23 protein-coding genes and 1 pseudogene are annotated in these 22,349 nt (G+C 51.1%); 6 read left to right on the top strand and 18 right to left on the bottom strand.

Annotated elements, in window-relative coordinates; translation table 11 throughout:
- Window positions 1-99 precede the first annotated feature (99 nt).
- Together KI379_RS12480 and KI379_RS12475 are read right to left on the bottom strand one after the other, a co-directional pair.
- A complete protein-coding gene (locus tag KI379_RS12480; protein ID WP_212983751.1) occupies window positions 100-1,434 on the bottom strand; it encodes a sensor histidine kinase in 1,335 nt (444 codons plus the stop codon).
- A gap of 1 nt (window position 1,435) precedes the next feature.
- The gene (locus KI379_RS12475; protein ID WP_089547271.1) at window positions 1,436-2,122 is read right to left on the bottom strand and encodes a response regulator transcription factor; all 687 of its coding nucleotides are present in this window, start codon (window positions 2,120-2,122) and stop codon (window positions 1,436-1,438) included.
- Between the two features lie 155 nt (window positions 2,123-2,277).
- On the opposite strand from KI379_RS12475, the gene KI379_RS12470 reads away from it, so the two are divergent.
- From KI379_RS12470 to KI379_RS12460, 3 genes are all read left to right on the top strand, one after another.
- The gene (locus KI379_RS12470; protein ID WP_089547270.1) at window positions 2,278-2,487 is read left to right on the top strand and encodes a hypothetical protein; all 210 of its coding nucleotides are present in this window, start codon (window positions 2,278-2,280) and stop codon (window positions 2,485-2,487) included.
- A 107-nt stretch (window positions 2,488-2,594) separates the two neighbouring features.
- Window positions 2,595-3,647, top strand: a complete 1,053-nt coding sequence (locus KI379_RS12465) for a DJ-1/PfpI family protein (protein WP_212983750.1) — start codon at window positions 2,595-2,597, stop codon at window positions 3,645-3,647.
- A gap of 36 nt (window positions 3,648-3,683) precedes the next feature.
- Entirely contained in the window at window positions 3,684-4,331 is a 648-nt protein-coding gene (locus tag KI379_RS12460; RefSeq protein WP_212983749.1) for a DUF2306 domain-containing protein, read from the top strand.
- A 115-nt stretch (window positions 4,332-4,446) separates the two neighbouring features.
- Here KI379_RS12460 and KI379_RS12455 read toward each other — a convergent pair whose 3' ends face one another.
- Window positions 4,447-4,995, bottom strand: coding sequence for an AAA family ATPase (locus KI379_RS12455; protein ID WP_089547267.1), 549 nt, complete (start codon window positions 4,993-4,995; stop codon window positions 4,447-4,449).
- A gap of 181 nt (window positions 4,996-5,176) precedes the next feature.
- Here KI379_RS12455 and KI379_RS12450 point away from each other — a divergent pair, with 181 nt between their 5' ends.
- A complete protein-coding gene (locus KI379_RS12450; protein ID WP_212984708.1) occupies window positions 5,177-5,740 on the top strand; it encodes a restriction endonuclease in 564 nt (187 codons plus the stop codon).
- 91 nt (window positions 5,741-5,831) lie between these two features.
- Here the strand turns inward: KI379_RS12450 and KI379_RS12445 are convergent, their stop codons facing one another.
- The 9 genes from KI379_RS12445 to KI379_RS12405 all read right to left on the bottom strand — a co-directional run bounded on the left by KI379_RS12445 (window position 5,832) and on the right by KI379_RS12405 (window position 12,709).
- Window positions 5,832-6,644 (bottom strand): formate/nitrite transporter family protein, encoded by an 813-nt coding sequence (locus KI379_RS12445; RefSeq protein WP_212983748.1) that lies wholly within the window; start codon window positions 6,642-6,644, stop codon window positions 5,832-5,834.
- Complete coding sequence (gene nirD, locus KI379_RS12440; protein ID WP_212983747.1) at window positions 6,619-6,969, bottom strand: nitrite reductase small subunit NirD; 351 nt, start codon at window positions 6,967-6,969, stop codon at window positions 6,619-6,621. Before nirD ends, KI379_RS12445 begins: the two co-directional genes overlap by 26 nt.
- A 14-nt stretch (window positions 6,970-6,983) precedes the next feature.
- Window positions 6,984-9,389, bottom strand: coding sequence for a nitrite reductase large subunit NirB (gene nirB, locus KI379_RS12435; RefSeq protein WP_212983746.1), 2,406 nt, complete (start codon window positions 9,387-9,389; stop codon window positions 6,984-6,986).
- 235 nt (window positions 9,390-9,624) lie between these two features.
- Window positions 9,625-10,110 carry a VOC family protein gene (locus tag KI379_RS12430; RefSeq protein WP_373309554.1) on the bottom strand — a complete coding sequence of 162 codons (486 nt, stop codon included), beginning with the start codon at window positions 10,108-10,110 and terminating at the stop codon, window positions 9,625-9,627.
- 101 nt (window positions 10,111-10,211) lie between these two features.
- Window positions 10,212-10,466 (bottom strand): hypothetical protein, encoded by a 255-nt coding sequence (locus KI379_RS12425; protein ID WP_152404404.1) that lies wholly within the window; start codon window positions 10,464-10,466, stop codon window positions 10,212-10,214.
- 49 nt (window positions 10,467-10,515) lie between these two features.
- Window positions 10,516-11,019 carry a DUF1572 family protein gene (locus KI379_RS12420; RefSeq protein WP_212983745.1) on the bottom strand — a complete coding sequence of 168 codons (504 nt, stop codon included), beginning with the start codon at window positions 11,017-11,019 and terminating at the stop codon, window positions 10,516-10,518.
- Window positions 11,020-11,071: 52 nt separating this feature from the next.
- The gene (locus tag KI379_RS12415; RefSeq protein ID WP_212983744.1) at window positions 11,072-11,503 is read right to left on the bottom strand and encodes an NUDIX hydrolase; all 432 of its coding nucleotides are present in this window, start codon (window positions 11,501-11,503) and stop codon (window positions 11,072-11,074) included.
- 321 nt (window positions 11,504-11,824) lie between these two features.
- Complete coding sequence (locus tag KI379_RS12410) at window positions 11,825-12,283, bottom strand: NUDIX domain-containing protein (RefSeq protein WP_212983743.1); 459 nt, start codon at window positions 12,281-12,283, stop codon at window positions 11,825-11,827.
- Between the two features lie 45 nt (window positions 12,284-12,328).
- On the bottom strand, window positions 12,329-12,709 hold the full coding sequence (locus KI379_RS12405; protein WP_212983742.1) for a VOC family protein: 381 nt from the start codon (window positions 12,707-12,709) through the stop codon (window positions 12,329-12,331).
- Between the two features lie 162 nt (window positions 12,710-12,871).
- On the opposite strand from KI379_RS12405, the gene KI379_RS12400 reads away from it, so the two are divergent.
- Window positions 12,872-13,354 (top strand): nucleoside deaminase, encoded by a 483-nt coding sequence (locus KI379_RS12400; protein ID WP_076165668.1) that lies wholly within the window; start codon window positions 12,872-12,874, stop codon window positions 13,352-13,354.
- Window positions 13,355-13,465: 111 nt separating this feature from the next.
- A complete protein-coding gene (locus KI379_RS12395; RefSeq protein ID WP_089547259.1) occupies window positions 13,466-14,377 on the top strand; it encodes an AraC family transcriptional regulator in 912 nt (303 codons plus the stop codon).
- A gap of 103 nt (window positions 14,378-14,480) precedes the next feature.
- Here the strand turns inward: KI379_RS12395 and KI379_RS12390 are convergent.
- From KI379_RS12390 to KI379_RS12365, 6 genes and pseudogenes are all read right to left on the bottom strand, one after another.
- A pseudogene (locus KI379_RS12390) lies at window positions 14,481-14,715 on the bottom strand (isochorismatase family protein); the annotation flags it as partial.
- 179 nt (window positions 14,716-14,894) lie between these two features.
- Window positions 14,895-15,572, bottom strand: coding sequence for a DUF3995 domain-containing protein (locus KI379_RS12385; protein WP_212983741.1), 678 nt, complete (start codon window positions 15,570-15,572; stop codon window positions 14,895-14,897).
- A 12-nt stretch (window positions 15,573-15,584) separates the two neighbouring features.
- Window positions 15,585-16,643, bottom strand: coding sequence for a hypothetical protein (locus tag KI379_RS12380; protein ID WP_212983740.1), 1,059 nt, complete (start codon window positions 16,641-16,643; stop codon window positions 15,585-15,587).
- Window positions 16,644-16,809: 166 nt separating this feature from the next.
- The gene (locus KI379_RS12375) at window positions 16,810-17,469 is read right to left on the bottom strand and encodes a response regulator (RefSeq protein WP_212983739.1); all 660 of its coding nucleotides are present in this window, start codon (window positions 17,467-17,469) and stop codon (window positions 16,810-16,812) included.
- Between the two features lie 43 nt (window positions 17,470-17,512).
- A complete protein-coding gene (locus tag KI379_RS12370) occupies window positions 17,513-18,958 on the bottom strand; it encodes a sensor histidine kinase (protein WP_244879270.1) in 1,446 nt (481 codons plus the stop codon).
- A 460-nt stretch (window positions 18,959-19,418) separates the two neighbouring features.
- Entirely contained in the window at window positions 19,419-22,331 is a 2,913-nt protein-coding gene (locus tag KI379_RS12365) for a glycoside hydrolase family 3 protein (RefSeq protein ID WP_212983738.1), read from the bottom strand.
- Window positions 22,332-22,349 lie beyond the last annotated feature (18 nt).

The following is a 22,349-nucleotide window of genomic DNA, read 5'->3' as shown; positions in this document are numbered from 1 at the left end:
AACTGAACGAAATAGAAGCAGCTGCTTAAACACAAAAAAAGCCGGCCGCCGAATGGCAGTGACCAGCCTATTTCAAAGTGTTATCCGCAGTAAGTTCCATCAAGAAAGATGTGAGTCTGCAGCTGGAATCCAGCCCGTCAGCCTTGCGCCTCCCTGCGGATCGTTGCTTGCCGTGAGTTCGCCTCCATGCTGCCGGATAATTCGCTGCGAGATGGTTAACCCCAGGCCGCTGCCTCCGGTCGAACGGTTTCTGGATGCTTCCCCGCGGTACAGCGGTTCGAACACGCGCTCCAGCTCTTCCGCCGTGAACCCCGGCCCGTTGTCTCGGATCATAAACGCGATTTTGCCTTCTTCCTTGTTACATCGGACATCGATCGTACCGCCTTGCGGGGTGTGCCTCACCGCATTATCCAGCAGGTTGCTCAGTGCGCGTTCCAGCAGATGCGCATCTCCGCTAACGATGCAATCGGCGGCCAGATGGCTGTTGATTACAATACTTTTATGCCCGGCACCGGGACTCAAGCTGTCGATGGATTGCTGGAACACGACCGGTAAATCGATTGGCGCCTTGTTCAATGGACGATCCCAATATTCCATTTTTGTAAAAGTAAACAGGTCTTCCACCAACCGATCCAACTGGGCCGATTTCTCCTTACAAACCGCCACATACTTTGAAATTTTCTCCGGCGTTTGGGCAATGCCTTGCTCCAAGCCGTCCAAATATCCCCTCAGGGCGAACAGCGGAGTGCGCAAATCATGCGCGACTGCGGATATGACAAAGCGCCGTTCTTCCTCCAGCTTTACCTGCTTCTGGTATGACGTTCGCAGCCCTTTTACCATCACATCAAATCCGTCCCCTACTTCAGCGATTTCCGTAATTCTGGACTTCGGTAACCGCACCTCCCAATCGCCTGAAGCAATCTGCCTGGCGGCCCGGCTCATCTTCTCCAGGGGCTTCAGCAGGAACTTCCGCATCTCTACGCCAACGATGAAAAATGCGAGCAGCAATCCGGCAAACGCCGATATCATCGGAAGCGTATTGGACTTGGGCAGGTAAAGAACCACCCTTCCAAGCAAATGACCATTCTCGATGACGGAGAACCGCTCGGTTGACCGCAAACCACCTTCACGCTCGGTAGACCGATAAATCTCCTCATCAGAACCTGATAATATGACCGCGTCCAGCTTGGTTTGACGCAGTTCGCTTTGCAGCTGGCCTTGCCAGTTCGGATCCTGCCATTGGCCCGAGCCCATCTCAATCATGTGAATGGCCTCGTTTATATCTTTCTGCAGACTTTCATCGTACGGCTGGTTTGAGCCGATTTTTAGCGAATGGGTTTCCAGAAAGTTGGCTGCAACGAAAAATACCCAAGGCACGAGCGTGATCATAAATAGGCAGAGTATCGTAAATGTGCGAATGCGAAGTGTTTTCATCTTATCCTCCCTCGAAGCGATACCCTACTCCCCACACGTTGACCAGGAATTGCGGATGATTTGCATCAACCTCTATTTTCTCCCGGAGCCGGCTGAGATGGACCCGAATCGTATGCCGGTCGCCGATCCCTTCCCAAAACTTGGCGAGCAGCTGCTCGTAGGAAAATACATGCCTTGGATGTTCGGCAAACAATCGCAGCAAATCGTATTCCTTCGGGGTGAGCACGATGCCGACCCCATCCACAAAAACTTCCCTGGTGGACAAGTTTAATTGGATCCGGCCGTAGTCAAGGATCCTTTCCTTCGTATGCTCCCGCGAAGCGGTGCGCCGCAGGACGGCTTTTACCCTGGCGACAATTTCTCCCGGAGAAGCCGTCTTCACGATATAATCGTCGCCGCCGAGCGTCAGCCCCCGGATCTTGTCCACGTCATCGCTGCGCGCGCTCAGAAAAAGGATTGGAACGTCGCTATCCGCACGAATCCGGCGGCATAAATCAAACCCGTTTTGTCCCGGCATCATAATATCCAGAATGATGGCGTGAACCGTATTCCGTTCGAACATGTCCCACGCCTCTGCCGTATCGCAGGCCGTGATCACACGAAAATTGTCATTCTCCAAAAAGTCTTTCAACAGTTCGACGATGCTGGGATCGTCGTCTACAACGAGAATCGTATGGCCTCCGCTCATGTACATCCCACCTTCGCATCTAGTTTATCATCTTTTTAGGGAAGAGCTAACTGCCCTACCCATTTTGTGATGCAATGTTTATCGTTTTGTGACACTTTTATTTCTTCATTCGAGATATTCATTTGATAGGATGTTGTTCGTGAAGGAGGTTGACCATGGATAACAGCAGTGTATACGTGTTTAGCGCTTTGTTTTGTATCACGCTTTTTTGTTTTTTGGCGGTTCGGATTTATTCCATTCGTCACAAGTCCGGTATCAGCCCCCGCCGGGAGGATGACATTGCCTGGATTCTCAAAAACCGGATGGCCAAAGGTGAAATGGACGAACAGGAATATAGCCGGCTTAAGGACTTGCTGACCAAATAACGATGATGACCCATAATGTACCGTTCGGTGATCGTGTCCCGCGGAAAAAACACAAGGGGCTGATGTTGAACGTACGGGCTTCGTCTTCAATGAAGGAGGATGTATCGATGTTAACCGTTCAAATCGTTCTTTTTGATGGCTTCGACCTGCTGGATGCCTTGGCACCTTATGAAGTTTTCTGTGCCGCGGCGATGATGTCCAATGATGCGTTGGAGGTGAAGCTTGTCACCGCCGAAGGAGCAAGAGCTGTGGCCAGCGGCACCCAGGGCCTGCCTATTGCAGCAGCCGGCAAACTAGATCCAAATCGAGCGGGGATTATTCTCGTTCCCGGCGCAGCCGGGGATGTCGAAGGCGACGGTCCCGATTCCGTCCCAGCCATATTGGCACGAACCGCAAATACCGAATTGACCGGCATGATCAGGGAAGCGCTCGGAAGGAAAGACATCATTGTCTCCACCGTATGCGGCGGATCCTTGGTTTTGGCCATGGGAGGCTTGCTGGAAGGCAGACGGGCCGTTACGCATCATTTCGGCATGGACGTTCTTGGCGCAACCGGCGCTCTGCCGGTTAAGGCACGTGTCGTGGATGACGGCAATTTGGTTAGTGGCGGAGGCGTAACGTCCGGGCTCGATGTTGCCCTGCATCTGGTGGAACGTGAGCTTGGCCCTCGGATCGCCCATGCGATCGAGGAGCTGTTCGAATACGAGCGGAGAGGTATCGCGTGGCGGGCACAGGGGATGGTGCCGAACTCGGAAAAGACCAAAACAGACAAGGAATCGAACCTTGTGCTGAGTACTGAAGCTGTGAGTCCACTGTCCCCTCCCCTTCAAAACACATTCGAACAAACAGAGTCCGTTTTCGACGGAGACTGGGATGTGACCATTGCAACGCCCGTGGGCAAAATGGATGTCAAGCTCTCGATCGCAACAAGCCATGGTGAAGTCCACGGAACGGCCACCCAAGGGGATGAAACGGTCAAATTTATGAGTCCCGTCATTCAAGGCAACAAGCTGACCTGGTCCCAGCAAGTGACCAAGCCAATGCGTTTAAACCTGAAATTTGATGTAACCGTCGATGGCGGCGAGCTGCACGGCACCGCCAAAGCCGGCGTGCTTCCGGCCTCCAGGGTCGTCGGTAAGCGCTTGAAATCAACTTTTTAACAATGAAATGAAGTGCTAACGGGGGTTGTGAATGAAGTGAACAAACGAAATATCTTATATGGTGTGTTGGTTTGTGTCAGTATTTTGTTTATCCTTTACGCTTTATTGGATAATTTTATAATTGATCCCGGTGCGGAAGGCTTTTTAAGCCATAAAACCGGTCTTAAACGTGAAATTCACCTCCCGGCGTGGTTAAGTGTCATGCGCATACATGTTGCTTTTGCGTGCATCGCCATGGCGGCTGGGCTTGTCAATTTTTCCAAACGCATTTTTCAAAAAAGCCGCAAATTCCACCGGATCAACGGATACCTATATATGGTGTCGGTGCTGCTTGTCGTTATCACTTCCGGGTATATGGCCCCTTACGCCACCGGAGGAAAGGTGACGAGCATGACGTTTAACGCGCTGAATTTAATCTGGCTGTTCATTACGGTGACGGCACTCGTTCAAATTAAGAAGAAACGGGTCATTCGGCACCGCAACTGGATGATTCGAAGTTATGCGTTTTGTTTTACGAACCTGCTCATTCATCTGATCACATCCGTCCTTCAACAGGGCTTTGGGTTGGAATATGCTTTGAGTTATACCGTCGGCGTCTACGGCGCGATCGTGCTGCTGCTGATTGTTCCAAATATTCTGATCAAAACGATGGGGATATCGCGAAAAATTACTGTAGAACTGTAATAAAAATTGTGCTGAGATGAGAAGCGCTAATGTTCCTCCTGTAGAACTGCGAAAGGCTGCCGTGCGTACGGCAGCCTTTTAGTAATCCGCTGAAACGACCAGCAGAATCTGCCGGCTATTGTTGCTCTATCACATGTTCTACGACGATTTCTCCTTCCCCCTGAGGCTCTTCAAACGAGTTAAGAAAATGGTTCAACGTCTCCTCGGTAATAGGAAAGGCGGCGTTCGCATCGAAACGTTGGCTCCGGACCTTGAGGCGCTTTCGCAATTCATCAGGGTGTACTTTTAAATAAATTAACTTCCACTTTCCTCCCGAATGTTCAATAAGCCGTTTATAGTCATCTCTCGCGGAACGGCTCCAAAAGCTGGAGTCGACCACAACCTGCTTTTTGTCTTGAACGAATGTTACTAGCTTTTTTCGCAAGCTTGCATGCGCTTCATCCAGGTAGGCTCTGTATTTCTCAACCGGATAATCGATTCCGTAACGGCCATGCGTGTTCCACACCTCCTCGTCAATAGAAAGACGGATGAATCCTTGTTCCTCCAATCTCTGGGAAAATGTAGTTTTCCCAGAACCGGCGATCCCGCACATGAGCACGACTAGAGCAGTGTCACGATCCCGTTCCCGCTCCAACCATTCCTCGATATTTAACGTATCGGTCATTTATCTATCACACTCCATGTTTTTTATGTATTAACTTTACTCTCTAACGGTCGTGTTCAGCCAGCAAGTCATTTGAAATGACTTCCTTCGTTGACGCGATTTTGATATAGTGGATAGGAACAAACATTCGGATATTTGGAGGAAACCTAATTTGCCTACTACCTTGGATACAACGACCATCATGATCGCCGGGCTTGTTGCCCTGCTCCTCGTCCTATTCGTCATACGTTTGGTCAGAAACCGCAGAAAAAGGATCCGCCGGGAGGCGAATCCGCGCAAGATTACGATCAAGGATATCGATTTAATGGCAGACGGCTCTGAATTTGAGCTGTATCTCTTCCGGCTGTTTCACGAGCTCGGATATAGAGAAGTGTATCAAACGACAGCCAGCCGTGATTTTGGAGCCGACTTGGTATTTACGGATCAGAACGGACTAAGGAACGTCTTACAGGCCAAGCGCTACGGCAACAGCAACCCGGTCAGCATCGGAGCGGTTCAGGAGGTATATACCTCGATGCGTTACTATGAAGCTGAACGGGCCATCGTGCTGACCTCCGGCAGATACACCGAAGCCTGCCGCATCCTGGCGGGCGTGAACGGGGTCAAGCTGTTGGACAGGGAAGATCTCGAGGAACTGATCATTCTATTCAAAAGCCGCCGTTATGATGAAGCCATGGCTATCATTGAGGAGCCTGCTGAGACGGAAGCGCCAACGTGGAAGCCAAAAGCCAAGAAAGCGACCTGATGGGGCGTACCGCGCTTTCTTGGTTTTCATTCGGGCTGCACCCCTGGGGCTCTATAAAGGAAGGCTCACGGCGTTTGACTATTTCACATCATTAACTTGCAGACCTTTTGCTTTGCGGCAGAGTTTCGATCTCCACCTTCTCTTTATCTTTCGTCATATACCAATAAGCCAGGCCTACGAATACGCTGCCGCCGACCATATTACCGAGGGTAACCGGAATCAGGTTTGCGGCCAGCCCTCCCCAGGTTACCGTGTCTGGATGCGGGATGAAGAGCGAGACCGAGAGCAGCGTCATGTTCGCCACACTGTGCTCGAACCCGGAGGTAATAAAGGCGAACAGACACCAGAAAATCATGACCAGCTTGGCAGTCTCGTCCTTCAGCTTCATGGAGCACCAGACGGCAAGACAGACGAGCGTGTTACATAAAATTCCCCGCATGAACAATTCCATAAACGGTGCATTCATTTTAACAGCAGCCGTGCTGTTGATGAATTCGGCCGTTCCCCCTTTCGCCAGTCCCGTCCATACGAAGATCGCCGCGACCAGCAAGGATCCGGCAAAATTGCCGAGGTAGCTGTACAGCCATATTTTAAGCGTATCGAGCCAGGTCGTCTTCTTGTTCAGCGTGCTGACCACCATGACCATATTGTTGCCTGTAAACAAGTCCGATCCTGCCATCAGGACCAGACTCAAGGCGATACCAAAGCTGGCTCCCATGACGATCTTCATGGCGGGTGCGTGAACCGGCGCGAGCAGTCCGCCGATCGTAAAGATCAGTATGATGCCGAGACCAACGAACAAACCGGCAAGCATCGAGGATACAAAGTATTTGCCTATACTCCGGTTCATGAGGCTAACCTTGTTTACCCCGGCGGTTTCAACGATCTGAATGGTGTTTTTCATGCTCTTTCAGTCCTCCAATATAGACGTAACCGTCGATGACCGCGGTTTCGTAGGTCTGGATGCAGCCGTCGTCCGGCTTTTGCACTTCCCCTGTCGTCAGCGAAATTTTCCAGTCGTGCAGCGGACAAAAGACAAATTCACCCGACACAATCCCCTCAGCAAGCGGACCGTTCTTGTGGGGACACCGGTTGCTTACCGCCCGCACCTCCCCGTTTGACAGCTGGAACAACGCAACCGACTCATCGCCAACGCGTACCTCCTTGCCAATCTGCGGCTTCAGCTCCTCCAGCTTCATCACTTTCAACATTTCTCTCGTCGCGCTCATGCCCTTCCCTCCCCTTATGGTCTCTCCACGGTATACATCCGGCGGCGTTCTTCGTCTTCCAGCGCGGCTGACCATGCTTCGCGATACGTTGTTTTCGCATGCTCGAAGCGGCTGGCTAAACCGGCAATCTCCTGCTCATTGCCCAGCATTTGGCGCACCCAATCCGTGCCCATGCGCTTCACCCATGGAGCTGTGCGTTCGCCGTAAATGCCGGTTTCCCGGTATAGCTGTACGTAGGCTTTAGCCAACAGGATCACCTCATCCGCTGTCGCCACCGTCGTCAGGCTGTCGCATTCCCGGACCTCGGTGCCGCCGTTTCCGCCAAAATACAGCTGGTATCCGTTCTCCACGCAGACGACGCCAAAATCCTTCGTCAATACTTCGGCACAGTTTCGAGGACAGCCGGTCACGCCCATTTTCATTTTGTGCGGCGTATCGACCATCTCGATCTCCTGTTCCAGCCGGATGCCAAGCCCTAACGAGTCCTGGGTGCCGAACCGGCAAAATCTCGAACCGACACACGATTTGACGTTACGCAGCGACTTGGAGTAGGCGTACCCCGAACGCATCTCCAGCTCCTCCCAAACGTTCGGGACGTCTTCCTTCTGTACGCCGTACAGCCCGATGCGGCTTGCGCCCGTAATTTTCACCAGGGGAACGTTGTATTTCTTCGCGACTTCGCCGATGCGGATCAAATCCTCCGGTGTCGTCGTTCCGCCATACATCCGCGGAATGACGGAGAATGTGCCGTCCTTCTGCATGTTGCCTTCCATTCGTTCGTTGACATATCTGGATGCCTTATCGTCGGCATACGTCTCCGGATGCAGCATCCGCAAATAATAATTCAGTGCCGGACGGCACTTCGAGCAGCCTTCCTCGGATGCAAACCCGAGCACGATACGTGTCTCCCGAGGCGACTGCAGACCTTTCTCGCGAATGGCGGCCACCACCTCATCGCGGGTAAGCGTCGTGCAGGCGCACATGCCTGCCGCCTTCTGCGCCGATGCGTCGAATTTGTCGCCCAGCGTATGCGCGAGGATCGCTTCAACCATGCCGCGGCATTTGCCGCATGAGCCTCCGGCTTTGGTTACAGCTTTCACTTCGTCGAACGTGGTCAGTCCGTTCTCGAGAATGGCGCCGACGATGCGTCCCTTGGTTACGCCGTTGCACCCGCAAATCGTTTCGTCCGCGCTGATCGACGCGACATCGAGTCCGCTGTCTCCCCCGGCTTTATGAAGAACGGAGGCACTCGTATATTCCTGAATGTCGCTGCCCTTCTTCAGCAGGCTGAACAGCCGGGTTCCGTCGGATACGTCCCCGTACAGCACGACACCGACGATGCGGTTCTCGCGAACCAGGATCTTTTTGTAGGATCCGGCGACCTCGTCCTGCACAACGATCGCTTTCGTGTCCGCATCCGCATGGATTTCTCCGCCGGAAAACAGATCGCATCCCGCTACCTTAAGCTGCGTGGACAACACGCTGCCCGCGTAACCTTCCGTTGGCCGGCCCGTAAGGTGGTCCGCAAGCACGATGCCCTGTTCATACAATGGCGCCACCAGACCATAGGCTATGCCGCGGTGTTCAGCGCATTCGCCTACGGCATAAATTGACGGGTCCGTCGTCTGCATCAGTTCGTTGACTTGAATCGCCCGGCCAACCGCCAGTCCCGCGTCCCGCGCCAGCGCTGCATTGGGACGAATGCCGACGGCCATGACGACAAGATCGCATTCGACGTTCGTTCCGTCTTCAAACCGAAGCCCTTGTACTCTCCCATCACCGTAAATTTCCGTTGTTTTCTTTTCCATCAGAAACTTCATGCCCTGGGCTTCCAAGTCCTGCTGAAGCAGCTTTGCCGCTGCCGCGTCGAGCTGCATTTCCATCAGATGCGGCAGCAAATGAACGACATGGACCTCCATCCCCTGGTTCATCAATCCGCGAGCTGCTTCCAGGCCGAGCAGTCCGCCGCCGATCACGACCGCCTTTTTGTATTGTTTAGCCGTTTCCAGCATCACTTTCGTGTCTTCAATGGTGCGGAAACCGACGACGCCTTCCAGGTCATGTCCTGGTACAGGTAAAATAAACGCGCTGGATCCGGTCGCGATAATGAGCTCGTCGTAGGGGACGACGGTTCCCCGGTCGGTTCGGACTTCCTTCGACGCCCGGTTAATCTCTACAGCCCGTTCCTTGGACAGCAATTGTATGTTATTGGACTGATACCAGTCCCAATCGTTAATCGTGATTTCTTCAAACGTTGTTTTCCCTTGCAGCACAGGGGACAGCATAATTCGGTTATAGTTGGGATACGGCTCATCCCCGATCATCGTTATCTCGTAGCGGTCGCGGTCCCGGCGGAGAATTTCCTCGATACACCGCGCCCCCGCCATCCCGTTGCCTATCATCACCAATCGTCTGCTCATAAACACGCCTCCCGTGCAACCTTGTGAAATTAATTACATTGATATCGTAACGGATATGGGAGGCTTTGCCTGTGAAGTAAATCACAGTGGCTTTGTTAAAACAAAAAATTTGTGAAGGCCAGGAATTTTACGGCGTTATTGAGATGACCTCCAACGGTGAGACGCAAAAGTGCAAAAGGCCACCCTGATGGATGGCCTTGATTTCGAACCTTTGTATTTTACTCGGGTAAGAACTCTAATTGTCGTAAGCTTGGTGCAGCGCCTTTATGTCGATTTTCTTTTTCGTCTGAAGTATGGCTTGCATGACTCGCCCTGCTCTTGCCGGGTCGGGGTCACAGATCATCTCCGTTAAATGGCTGGGGATGATTTGCCAGGATACGCCGAATGGATCTTTTAACCATCCGCAAACCTGCGCCTTTTCGTCTCCTCCTTCGGAGAGCTTATCCCAATAATAGTCCAGCTCCGCCTGATCATCGCAATGAACGATAAAAGATATGGCCTCATTGAACTTAAAATGCGGACCCCCATTCAGCGCGACGAATGACTGCCCTTCCAATTGAAATTCCACGGTCATCACCGTTCCTTCTACACCCCGGCTTTCCGGACCGTAGCGGGCAATTCTGCCGATTTTGGAATCATGGAAAATGGACGTATAAAAATTCGCCGCCTCTTCTGCTTGAGAATCGAACCACAGGTTTGGGGTAATCTTGTGCAATTTCATTCGTGTCATACCTCCCGGCTATAATCATTCTATGATGATTGTAGCCGATCAAGGGAACCTGCGTTTCTTTTCGATTGCTTTGTTTCTAGTTTTCATGGCAGCTAATCGTGAGGTATACGCCATCCCCTTTGCACCCAGCTGCTGATCGATCGAACAACAGCAATGATGAATGAGATGAATAACAACCCGGAAGCTATATACCAAAGAACGGCTTGAAAACGCTCAGGTTCAGGAGGCTCACCCACAGGACCTGTCTCGGGGATCATCGGATGCAGGCACAGATATCCTGCCCGTAACGAGCAGACTGCCGAGATTAACGATGAGATCGCAAGCAGCACCCATTTCATTTTTTCCATACCTTGTCCCCTTTCCGAAAAATGTACAGAACTACAGTTTCTGATCTCTTCAGTCCCAAGTTAACTCGCCTTTTCTCATTTTGGCAATATATATGATCTGTCCCGTATGGTAGTGCACTTCTCTGAACATCGCCATCATCAGATTTAGGGCTGTCGTTTCGTTGTTCACTTGGCTGTATGTAAGCGGCGGCAGATGGAGGAAAGGCTGGGACATCAATTGCTCCGGCTCGGATTGAAGCTGTTCAAGATACTGAAGAATGATATCAAACGCTTCTTTTGTATGCTGATATGCCTCTTCTTTCGTCATCATCAGTCCACGTTCGAATTCCTTCTCCCTGGCCCGCTTGTCCGGAATGTTATACAAGATCGTCTCGACCCGAGAGTGGGCAGCGCCCCGAATATGCGCAACCAAATTAGCAATACTGTTGCTTTCCGGAGTCGGGTGCCAGGTAATATCTTCTTCCGACACTTGTTCAATGGCTTTAAGCGTCCCTCTTTGTTCGGATATCAACTTGACCTTCATGCTTTGGATAAACTCGAGTGCTAGTTCCATGTTCACACCCCTTCCTTTATTAGCCCGAACATTATGGATCCCCTACTGATCACTATTCGATCCATTGTCTTGGCCCCACTTTGTGAAACAGCTCATGATTTGGGTTATTGCGAAGTGCATCTTCGATCCGTCTGCATGTGAAATCACTAATGGGTCTAGGCAGTTCGTCTCTTGAATAAAATCCGCATTCCATAATTTCAGGCGAGCTTGGCTGAGGCGCACGGGTATCTTTACTCGTCGCAAGGAACACAAAGTGATGAATGTCATAATCCGGATCGTAATATATGCCTGTTAGGTTCCCGATAAGCACTTCCATGCCGACTTCCTCAAATACTTCCCTTTTTGCAGTTTCCTGAGCCGACTCGTTCTCTTCCGCCTTACCGCCGGGAAGGTCCCAATTGTGTTTGCCATAGCTGTGTTTTACCAGCAGCACTCTTCCCTCAGCATCCAAAATTATAGCCGCGGAGCCAATTAACTTTGGCATGGCTAGTCCTCCTTATGGGTATTGAAAGATATTTAATCGACTTCAATTCATGAAGGTCTTGTTGTTTTCCCAAAATTCTCCTGCTTATTATACCAGAACATATATTCTGAATCATCCCTGAAAATAACTTAACCCTCAACAGATTTCTGCTTTCTCAAATCCACATAAAAAAAGAAGCCGCTCAGGCTCCCTTATCACTCTCATTTGTTAAATCATTCGATTTTCAGCAAACGAACAACCTCACCATCCCAAAGGTCATCGCTAACTTTCTAAAACCTCAAAGATTCGTATAAATGACCTGCGGTTATTCACCTGAATCACTTAATTCACATCACCGAGATACCGTATGTTCATTTCATTATTCACTAATTGATGTCCAAGCGCTTTCGGATACAGCCTGATGTGGCCGAGTTGACGAATATCCACCCATTCTACGCCGATCTGATCCTGGTCGGGCTGGGTTCCATTCATCCGTGCCGGCGCCTCCTGTGCAAGCGAGCAGACAAAATAAAACTCCACTTGATGAACGTCATGATCCCATGCTGCGAACTCATGATTTTTCCCGATGTACTCGCGCACGTAAACAAGGTCCTGCACCTCAACTTGTACTCCAAGTTCTTCGATGCATTCCCTCTTGAGGGTCTCTTTCAGTACTTCTCCGTGCTCCTGGCCGCCGCCGGGGAACAGGTAGAAAAAACCGTCGTTATCCTTGTTTTTGGTCAGTAACAATTTTCCTTGCTGAATGATGATCGCTTTCGCAGAGTTTCTAATTGGCTTCATGCTAACCTCACGATTCCTAGATTTCTATGTGGTATGGATCAGTCTTTAAAATCCGTTATGTTGGACAAGGTCCAGCCGATTTCCATAGAGATCCTCGAAGACCGCCTCAATGCCCCATGGGACCTCTTTCGGTTCACTGAGAAAATGAACACCGTTTGCCTTCATTTGTTCGTAATCGCGATAGAAGTCATCGGTTTGGACGACGAGGAATACGTGGTTCGCTGCTTGGGTTCCAACCCTGTCCTGCTTAGCCTCCGTGTCTGCCACCACAAATACGATGGCGGTTTGCGCATCGGTGACCCATCTCATGCCGTTCCCGAAATGGTTGTCCGTTAACAGAACGAACCCTGCCTTTTCTGTGTAAAATTCAATCGCTTCGTCAAAATTGTTAACCAGCAGCGTAACATGTCCTATTTTTTGCTGCATAAATGCTCACTCCTCGTTGGTATATGAAAAAGCTCATTGGTCCTGAACCTTTTTTATATTTTTCCTTCGGCCATCTCCATGGTAACATTTCCGCATAACAGAAAAAAAGAAGAAGTTGACGGAATGAATCGGCTTCTACATCCGTAAAAGGAGGTTCTTATGATGATTCAGGAAAATGATCTGAAGCATCTCAGACGCTGTGTAGCGTTGGCCAAAGCCGCTCTAGAGGAAGGCGATGAGCCCTTTGGCTCCATACTTGTCTCTGCCGATGGTGAGGTACTGGCGGAAGACCATAACCGCGTAGCCGGCGGCGATCATACCCGGCATCCGGAATTTGAGCTGGCACGTTGGGCGGCCCTGAACATGACGACTGAAGAACGAAGCAAGGCGACGGTCTATACTTCAGGCGAGCATTGCCCGATGTGCGCTGCGGCCCACGGCTGGGTTGGATTAGGCCGAATTGTTTATGCCAGTTCGTCCAAGCAGCTGATGCAATGGCTGGAGGAAATCGGAGCTTCCCCACCACGTGTACGAAGCCTCCCGATCCAGGATGTAATTCGTGACACGGTCATCGACGGCCCTGTTCCTGAACTTGCTGAGCAAGTTCGCGATCTTCATCGCCAATTTTATGCGCAGATTCGATAACCCCATAGCCCCGATATGATATACGGCTGTTCAGAACATCTATCCATTCTTGCCTGATGTCAGCTCCTTTGTTATTCTTACCGTATGTTTGAACAAGGAGGCGTTCTGAAAATGGATCGAGAAATGCAACCCAACGGACTCGAACCCTATTTGTCTGAATTATCCGGGCGGCTAAATCAGCTGTTGCAGACGGATGGATTACATATAACAGAGATCCCGTCGCTGCACATGATGCGGGCCACGGCGACGTCCGAACCTATTCATAGCATGTACGCGCCTTCTTTATGCTTCATTGTCCAGGGCGCCAAATCCGCAGCGCTTGGTCAAGAGATTTACCATTACAATCCGACCACGTACCTCGTAACATCCGTCCATCTCCCGATCAAAAGTGAGATCACCGAGGCATCACCTGAGGTTCCGTTCATTGGGCTTCACTTGGAGTTTACGCCGGATCAAATTCTGGATATACTGCAGCATACAGATCTGGCCTGGCCTGAAGAATCCGAGCCGGGAAGCGGCATATTTGTCGGCAAGACGAATTCGCAACTGCTTGATGCCCTGCTGAGGCTGGTAAAATTGTTCGACCAACCTGCCGAAATCCCTATCCTGGCTCCCTTGATTACACGGGAAATTCTCTTCCGCGTTCTGCAGGGCGAGCAAGGCCATTTGGTCAAACAGTTTGCGGTGATCGGCAGCCAAGCGCACGCCATTGCGAAGGCCATTCAGCTCATCCATCGTGATTATTCCAAACCGCTTCGCGTTGAGGAGCTGGCCAAAGAAGTAAATATGGCCGCGTCGTCTTTTCATAAACATTTCAAACAGGTCACGGCTCTGAGCCCGCTGCAATATCAGAAGCGGATTCGACTCCAGGAAGCGAGACATCTCATGATCAGTGAAAAAATGGGGGCAGCCGATGCAGCTTTCCAGGTTGGATATGAAAGTCCTTCCCAATTCAGCCGCGAGTATGCCCGATTGTATGGTCTGCCGCCTAAAAGTGATTTGAAGCAAGCCTCTATCCAGTAAGGGGGTTCCCTCATTTCAATAGGTGAAACACAAGCCGCGCCACAAGAACAGCAAGCCCCGATCTCAGTGAGATTGGGGCTTGTTCTCTTTATGATGATCAAATTTAATTAATTATGTTAAGGATTTGTTCACTAGTGCGTAACTTCCCGATTCGGTGAAAAATCGTACAACACACATAATCATGTTCTTTCTTGGTGGATGGGCATCGCATCTTCTGCAAACACTTATTGATATCCATGCTGATAGGCTTCACGGGCCGTCGTATCCACACCAATGGATGTCGAAATGCCGCACAGGACGATCATATCAATGCCGCGCCGACGAAACTTCAGGTCGAGAACAGCTTAAAGTACAACCAAGCGCTGTTCAGCAGAAGCAAAGATCACCGTTTTTAATTAATATTATTAATTATTCATGATATAAATCACAAGGACATTGGTACCGGATCACTGCAAAAAGCCGCTAATTTAGCGGCTTTTTGGTATATGAACCCTCCACTTTCCTAAAACGGATCATGTCAAAAACTCAAAATATCGGAAAAATCGAATACGATCGACGCAATTAATAACAAAGTCAGAAGTGATACGATCACAACAAATCGGATCATCCACAGCCGGAATCTTGGGAGCATCACCCCGGAAGCATGAGCATAGTGCGCGGCAGCCAGCCCGCTCATTATGCCCATGATCAGAAACCATGGTTCATAAAAAATTAGATCCCATATAGCTAGCCGTTCTTTGTCAATGACTGCCCACCCTTTCAGCTCCAGAGGAATAGCCCCAACCAGGAACAGCGTCTTGGTAACGATCCCAGTTGTCCCATGAGCTATGAGGATAGAGGTGCTGAACAGAGTGGGGATCAAAATCAACTGGCGGGGAATTCTTTTGCGCCTGAAATGGGGGACCCATGCGGGAACCGTAAGCCCCCATGGCTTGACAAGACCAAGCAGAATAAAACCGCAGATTATGATTAGAACTCCCGCTCCATAACTAGCCATGCTGAACCCTTTCGGATTGGAAAGCTGTCCATAACCGCCAATGATGCCGGCAGCCGCTTCATAAAAGCGCACAAAAACGGCATAAAGCAGCGCCCAACAGAAACCTGCATATGCTGGCCAAACCGACCGCATAGTAAAACGTTCAAAGGCATTCATCACCTGCGTGGTTGAAGTAACGCTCGTGTGATCTTTGTTCATGGCCTCCCCCTATTAAGCCCGGTTACAAAAACCGCAACCGCCTCGCCGACGGTAATAGTAAGTAACGGCTGCAATGGCAAGCGCCACACCCCAAGGCACCCATAATATCATCGGGCCGATGCCCCCTTGAACAGCATTCAGCGGGAAACCATCGAGTGGGATGAAGTTAAAGCGGATACCCAAATAAGCAAAACTGAACACAACGCCAGCTGCAGTGACCGGGACGGCTACGAACAATGCAGGAATGACCGCCAGTGAAATGGGCACCCTTTTGCCCCCTACAAATGGAAACCAACGCGGAAACACTTCTCCCCATTTCTGGATCAACCCAAGAGTCAACAGACCACCTCCAATGCATAACGAGCCAAACACCCATTCCGTTACATAAGCCATCGGATTCATCCTAGGGAAGTCCCGTACGAAGCTTGGGTCGACCCCCATAGGAATATGAAGTGCCCAAGCAAACCGAGATATCGCATACGGAACGGGGGCTACAGCGGCAATGACCGCTGCGATGCGACCAACTCTATTCAGCAACCGGTGATTCCCACTTTCCTTTCGCCCGCAATGCATGCAGGCATGTAACGATTTACGCCGGTATCCTAATCCGGCAAAAGCCCACAGGCAAGCGCCTAATATACAGACCAATTGATAAAACATTTGCCCGGTAAAAGTGAACTTAAATAAAAAGGCGTAAGCCATACTCATGATCAAACTGATATCCGGAATAAACAAAATTAACGCGATTGCGAATCCCCAAGCATAGCTTTGTATAAGCCAACGAGAAAGAATGCCGATCCGGACGTTATGCATAGCAATGCCGACAAGTATGCTGACAAAACAGATCATCATGGAAATCAGACCGGCCGTTTGTTGGGGAATATAGGTAATTAAGGCCGAAAATATTCCCATGTTTCCCTGCTTATAAGGATATCCTTCTCCGCCTAGCAGCCAGTAAAGCTGAAGCCCCTCATAGATCAGCGACCAGATGATCGCTGCGCTGCTGATCCAAGCTGGCCATCGATTCAAAAATCCGCTGGTCCCCTTTTCCCGTTGTACAATCGCAGTCATCGCACTCACCCTTATCATGTATTATTTGCAGAAGCGAAGATCTGCAAGCTTCGGCTTCGTTAAAAATGATACATTAGAGTACATGGTTTGAAACGCTTCTTGAGGACCGTTTAGACACCCGACTGGAGATCCGTTTAGCGGCAGGACCTAAAGTTCGTTCAGTGGCCTAATTCGGCTCCATCAACCCTTTCTGCCAGGCAAATACGGCAGCTTTGGTCCGATCCAGCATATGGAGTTTGCTTAAAATATTGCTTACGTGGCCCTTCACCGTTTTTTCGCTGATGATGAGCTTCTCGGCAATTTCGGCATTCGACAGTCCTTCGGCGATCCGGCGAAGCACCTCAAGCTCACGATCGCTCAACTCGGCAAAAGGGTTGGCATCCTCATGCCGTGATTCGCGAATTTCCTGAACTACGCGAGCGGCCACCTGCGGATGCATCATCGATTCTCCGCGAACGGATCTTCGTACGGTCTCGACCAATTGGCCTGGTTCGATATCCTTCAGAACATAAGAGACCGCACCAGCCCGAAGGGCAGGAAAAATATGCTGATCATCGTGAAATGAGGTCAATACAATGATCTGCGATCTTGGACTGACCTGCTTTACCCTCTGGGTTGCTTCTACGCCCCCGATGCCGGGCATGACCAAATCCATAAGCACGATATCGGGCACCAGTTCCTCGGCTATCCGAACGGCTTGTTCTCCTGAATCCGCCTCCCCAACGACAAGGCAATCCGGCTGTATTTTGAATAATGCGTGCAATCCCTGCCTTACAATCGCGTGATCATCGACGATCAGAATGGTGATCTGTTCCAATTCTGTCACTACGGCTCACTCCCACACTAGAAATCTATCAATACCAGTAACCTCAGCTTATTTCCTTTTGGTTTTCACGGGTATAGCACTGTGCTGTTATCAAGGTACCTTTGCCAGGTTCACTCCAAATATCTAGCTTTCCGCCCAGGGCTGCCATACGCTCCCTCATGGATGAAAGCCCGACGCCGGGACGGATATGCAGTTCATCAAAACCGCGGCCGTTATCCCGAATCATGAGCGTTATGGAATCGCTGCACTCCAAACGAACCGTCACTTCTCTGGCCCCGCTGTGACGGGCCGCATTAGATAAGGCTTCCTGCGCAATCCTGTAGAATGCTTCCTCGATGGCCGGCAGCGCCATATCGTCGCCAAATGATTCAAATGCAGCCGCAATGCCTGTCTGCCCCTGCCAAGCCCGTACATACTCCGAGAGAGCCTTGGGCAGATCTTTACCTTCCAATGCAATCGGTCGCAGTGCCAATATAAGAGCATTCAGCTCCCTCTGCATATGGCCAATCAGCTTTTCCGCTTCCGCCAAATGCGATTTGGCAGTTTCTTTATCCTGTTCAATCAAGGATCTTCCGGTATTTACCCAAATAGAGACTGCAAACATTTGCTGCTTGATGCTGTCGTGCAGCTCCCGTGCCAAACGATTGCGCTCTTCGACCGCCGCCAAATCCTGCCGTGTCCGCAGCAGCTGTTGGAGCTGTCCGGCCATATGATTTAGCCTGTGACCCAGTTGTCCCAACTCGTCACCGGAACGGTCCTGTACAAACACGGAGAAATCACCTTCACTCCAGCGGTTCGCCGATGTGAGAAACTTCTGAATCCGGCGGACAAGACTCCGAGATGTTACAATGCCGAATGCAATACCGACAATTGTGGCACCAACCAGAAATCCCAACAGACTGATCCCGAAGAAACTAGCCGCATTCGGAATAAACTGGCTGAAGGTTTGGGATGCCAGATGGATATGGCTCGCCTTGACCACAAGAACCGCCCGAACTTCCACGTTATTAGCAATCGGCGCTACGATATATACCGTATCTTGGACCTTAGCTGTATAAGTCCTTAATGTCTTGGCCACTGTGGGCACTAGTGCAAAGGTTGACTGGATGTTCAGCCGGACTTTATCAGGTATGTGAAGCATTCGGCTGTCAGGCATAGAATCACCTGAGAAGGCCAGAATCTCGCCGTCTGGGTCAACCACGGCCGAATAACCTTGGAATTCAGCACCGAATTCGGCCGGCCACTCCCGTAGAGCTTGATTGAGTTTGTTTTGGTTGATATAAGGCCCGCTGATGCTTGAAGCAGCATTTTGGGCAACGGTCCCAACCTGCATGGCAAGGACTTTGTTCGTATTGAGATTCACAAAAGCATAATAACCCAAAACGGCAATCATCTCGAGCAGAATCATGACGATAATCGTAGTGAGGATATAAAATAAGGTCAATTTCCACTGCAGCCGGTGAAATCGTCCGGATTTGTTCGCTAACACGGTGAATCCCCTCTTTTTCTGATCAAATCATACCGCCCCATCCGCTTGTAATAGGCGATTCGATTATAGCATGGAAACATTAACCAAAGACAAACGGAAATATGAGACTTCTTGACGAAAATGACTGCCTACTAAGCTCAAATGTCATTCCCATCGGCATATTGCGCTTTGAACAGAAAGTTCTAATCGTTACCGATAACGGAATACCACTGAATGGCCTGATAAACAAGCTTTCAAGGATTGTCTTGATGTCATGCTCCGTGACTTTGAGGCGGCCAACCCATTGCTCAGATCCTGGAAAAGGAAACAAAAATGGACCGGAACAGTACTCGAGAGCGAAGTAAACCGTGCTAATTCTGTCTAAATCAAACACTTTAACCCGCCTTCAATTGAAGGCGGGTTAAAAACATTACCCAATATATATAGGGCATCCTGCATTATAAAATGAGATGCTCTTCGATTAAGCGAATTGGAATTGGCTAATTGCCAGGTTCCCTTTCAAAATAAAATACACATTCTGGCTTCCGTGTATTCCGCTAAGCTTGCAGGAATAATCCTGCCATGTCTGTAAGTCGCCTGAAGTTAGAGTGATACGGCCCACAGGCAGCCCTTCAGGATGATCCAGCCGCACTTCAACAACGGCATCCGCCGCTCCGGCCGCCCGGATCCGCAGCGTATCCGCACCGTCCTCGAACTTGGCATCACGGAAAGTGATCCATCCGGATTGATCCTTCACGATCACGGCGCTGCCGCCTTCCGTACACTCACCAATCAGAACGCCTTCGTAATCGTCGTAATTGATGGCTTTCGTTGATTGCGTCAGGTCACGCGGCGGAATGGTCTCCCCGTCTACAACCAGCTCGGCTGTCAGCGGCAGGTTCTCCGAAGAAGCGCCGGCCATCATCATATAGGTGCCGGTCTCGATGCAGTAGCGCTCGCGGGTGACATCCCAGATCGCCAGCTGATCGAGCGGAACTTCAAAGGACACATCGGCTGTCTCGCCCGGTTGAAGCATCACTCTGCGGAATCCAAGCAGCTGCTTGCGCGGACGCTTGACGCGGGACTGATTTGCCCGGCCGTACAGCTGCACCACTTCCTCCCCTGCCACTTCACCGATGTTGGTTACCCTGCATGTCAGACGAACCGTTTGATCCGTGCCTGCCGTAAGCTTTTCCTTCTCAAGCTGCAGCCCATCGTACCGGAAGCTGGCGTAGGACAAGCCGTGTCCAAACGGATACAGAGCCTCGCCCTCGAAGTATTGGTACGTTCTGCCGTGCTTAATGACATCATAGTCCATAAATTCCGGCAGCTGGTCGACGGATTTATACCACGTCATATTCAGTCGTCCCGCCGGGTTGGTGTCCCCGAACAGCACGTCTGCCAAAGCATGGCCCAGTTCCTGGCCGGCATGGGACGTGTACAGGACGGACGGTACATTCGCGTCCACCCAGTTTAGCGCGTACGGGTAACTGCCTACGATGACGACCACCGTGTTCGGATTGGCTGCATAAACCTCCTGAATCAGCTTCTCCTGCGATTCCGGAAGCGTAATGTCCGGACGGTCGATCGTCTCCTTGCCGTTAATCAGCGGATGATTGCCGACGAACACAACCGCCAGGTCCGCTTCCGCAGCTGCTTCTTTGGCAGTCTGAAGCTTGTCCGTGACGATTTCCAGCTCGAACAGATCGGCATGGACGATCGGGGCATCCTCACCGGATACCTCGGCAGCACCTGCAACGTTGATCTCATTCGCGGTCTCCGCGGCTTGGCCGTCGCCAACCAGCAGCTGACCTGATTCGGCATGCACTGTCACCGGTGTACCGTTCCATGTTGAGAAGGTTACGCACCCTTGCTCATGTTCGGCAGGATGGATGAGGAAGACTTCTTTGGTGAACCACTCCCAAATTTGTTCGGACGACGCTTTAACGATCTTATCGTCAGTTGTCAGGTAGCGGCCGTTGTCTTCAGAGATTAAGGTGTGGCTTCCCCAGCCCCAATCCGTCATTTCAAACACAGACGCATCCATAGCATTTTCGGTCGTTGCAGCCAGCGCGGCCTCTTCTCCGGCCTGAATTCGCACATACCGCCCCGTCTTTTTGGATTTAAGCCGAATCCGGTCCGTTCCCCCGCTGTAACTTGTCTTGCCGTTCGTTCCTGCCCCGGAAAGCTTCTCTTGGATGCCCTGAAGCGGCGTGACGGCATAAGGGAGCGAACCGCTGTACCAATCCCGGTACACCATTCCGGCGAGCGGCCCGATCACGGCCACTTTGTTCAGCTTGTCTGCATTGAGCGGGAGAAGCCCACGGTCATTCTTCAGCAGCACCATTGCCTTACGGGCGGCCTCCCGGGACAGCTCCGCATGCTCTGGCCGCAGGATTACGGATTCATCGATCGCAGCATACGGGTTGCCCTCTTCAGGATCGAATTCGCCGAGCCGGAAGCGGACGCGGAAGGTATTCGTCAGTGCGGCGTCAAGATCGCTCTCGGCCAGCAGTCCCTCACGCAGCGCTTCACGCAGCGCCTCCTTGATCACAGCCGAATCGTCCGTGATGCTGTCAATCCCGCCTTCTTTAACGGAGCAGGCGACGGCCTCCTTATACGTATCCAGGTATCCATGATCGCGGACGGTACCGGTCACGTCGAAGGCATCGCTTACAACAAAACCGTCCATGCCCCACTCGTCCTTAACGATGGCTTTGACGTCAGGACTCAGGTTCGCCGGCACGCCGTTGATGGCGTTGTAAGCCGTCATCATGGACTGGGCGCCGCCTTCCTTGAACGGAATCTCAAACGCTTTCAAATAATATTCCCTCATGTTGCGCGGATCAATGCTGACCGAAGCGTCACCCCGGCCAACTTCGTTATTATTCGCAATAAAGTGCTTCAAAGTGGCAACCGCTTTCAAGTATACAGGATGGTCGCCTTGAATGCCCTGAATGAGCGCGGAGGCCAATTTCCCGGTCAGGATCGGGTCTTCTCCATAGGCTTCTTCTGTTCTGCCCCAGCGCGGGTCGCGTTCCAAATCGACGGTCGGAGCCCAGAGGGTCAATCCGTTCACTTCGGGATTACGGCGGTAGAACCCTCTGGCCTCGTCACCGATGACGCTGCCGATTCGTTTCATGAGTTCCGTGTCCCACGTACAGCCAAGGCCGATCGGCTGCGGAAATCCGGTCGCTTCTCCCAGCCACGCCATGCCGTGGGCTGCTTCCGTACCGTGTTTATACGCTTTCACACCGAGCCGCTCGACGGCAGCTTGATATTGAACCATCAGCTCCACTTTTTCTTCCAGTGTAAATCGGGAGACCAGGTCTCTCACTCGTTCTTCTAGAGGTAAGGATGTATTCTGAAATGGATAGTCGGTCTGTGTTGGCATCGTTATCATCTCCTTCAG

The sequence above is a fragment of the Paenibacillus cineris genome (genome assembly GCF_018333335.1).
GTDB classification, from domain to species: Bacteria; Bacillota; Bacilli; order Paenibacillales; family Paenibacillaceae; genus Paenibacillus_AQ; species Paenibacillus_AQ favisporus.
The sequence above is the reverse complement of the archived record's forward strand: the minus strand, read 5'-3'. Positions and strand labels throughout refer to the sequence as shown.

Bases quoted from the DNA above. Each gene is read 5' to 3' on its own strand.
- KI379_RS12445 (WP_212983748.1), bottom strand. From the start codon at position 6,644: ATGAAAAACACCATTCAGATCGTTGAAACCGCCGGGGTAAACAAGGTT.
- KI379_RS12385 (WP_212983741.1), bottom strand. From the start codon at position 15,572: ATGAACAAAGATCACACGAGCGTTACTTCAACCACGCAGGTGATGAAT.
- KI379_RS12470 (WP_089547270.1), top strand. From the start codon at position 2,278: ATGGATAACAGCAGTGTATACGTGTTTAGCGCTTTGTTTTGTATCACG.
- KI379_RS12475 (WP_089547271.1), bottom strand. From the start codon at position 2,122: ATGAGCGGAGGCCATACGATTCTCGTTGTAGACGACGATCCCAGCATC.
- nirB (WP_212983746.1), bottom strand. From the start codon at position 9,389: ATGAGCAGACGATTGGTGATGATAGGCAACGGGATGGCGGGGGCGCGG.
- KI379_RS12420 (WP_212983745.1), bottom strand. From the start codon at position 11,019: ATGGAACTAGCACTCGAGTTTATCCAAAGCATGAAGGTCAAGTTGATA.
- KI379_RS12450 (WP_212984708.1), top strand. From the start codon at position 5,177: ATGATCGCCGGGCTTGTTGCCCTGCTCCTCGTCCTATTCGTCATACGT.
- KI379_RS12400 (WP_076165668.1), top strand. From the start codon at position 12,872: ATGATTCAGGAAAATGATCTGAAGCATCTCAGACGCTGTGTAGCGTTG.
- KI379_RS12465 (WP_212983750.1), top strand. From the start codon at position 2,595: ATGTTAACCGTTCAAATCGTTCTTTTTGATGGCTTCGACCTGCTGGAT.
- KI379_RS12455 (WP_089547267.1), bottom strand. From the start codon at position 4,995: ATGACCGATACGTTAAATATCGAGGAATGGTTGGAGCGGGAACGGGAT.
- KI379_RS12425 (WP_152404404.1), bottom strand. From the start codon at position 10,466: ATGGAAAAAATGAAATGGGTGCTGCTTGCGATCTCATCGTTAATCTCG.
- KI379_RS12480 (WP_212983751.1), bottom strand. From the start codon at position 1,434: ATGAAAACACTTCGCATTCGCACATTTACGATACTCTGCCTATTTATG.
- KI379_RS12380 (WP_212983740.1), bottom strand. From the start codon at position 16,643: ATGACTGCGATTGTACAACGGGAAAAGGGGACCAGCGGATTTTTGAAT.
- KI379_RS12365 (WP_212983738.1), bottom strand. From the start codon at position 22,331: ATGCCAACACAGACCGACTATCCATTTCAGAATACATCCTTACCTCTA.
- KI379_RS12405 (WP_212983742.1), bottom strand. From the start codon at position 12,709: ATGCAGCAAAAAATAGGACATGTTACGCTGCTGGTTAACAATTTTGAC.
- KI379_RS12395 (WP_089547259.1), top strand. From the start codon at position 13,466: ATGGATCGAGAAATGCAACCCAACGGACTCGAACCCTATTTGTCTGAA.
- KI379_RS12410 (WP_212983743.1), bottom strand. From the start codon at position 12,283: ATGAAGCCAATTAGAAACTCTGCGAAAGCGATCATCATTCAGCAAGGA.
- KI379_RS12430 (WP_373309554.1), bottom strand. From the start codon at position 10,110: ATGAAATTGCACAAGATTACCCCAAACCTGTGGTTCGATTCTCAAGCA.
- nirD (WP_212983747.1), bottom strand. From the start codon at position 6,969: ATGAGCGCGACGAGAGAAATGTTGAAAGTGATGAAGCTGGAGGAGCTG.
- KI379_RS12415 (WP_212983744.1), bottom strand. From the start codon at position 11,503: ATGCCAAAGTTAATTGGCTCCGCGGCTATAATTTTGGATGCTGAGGGA.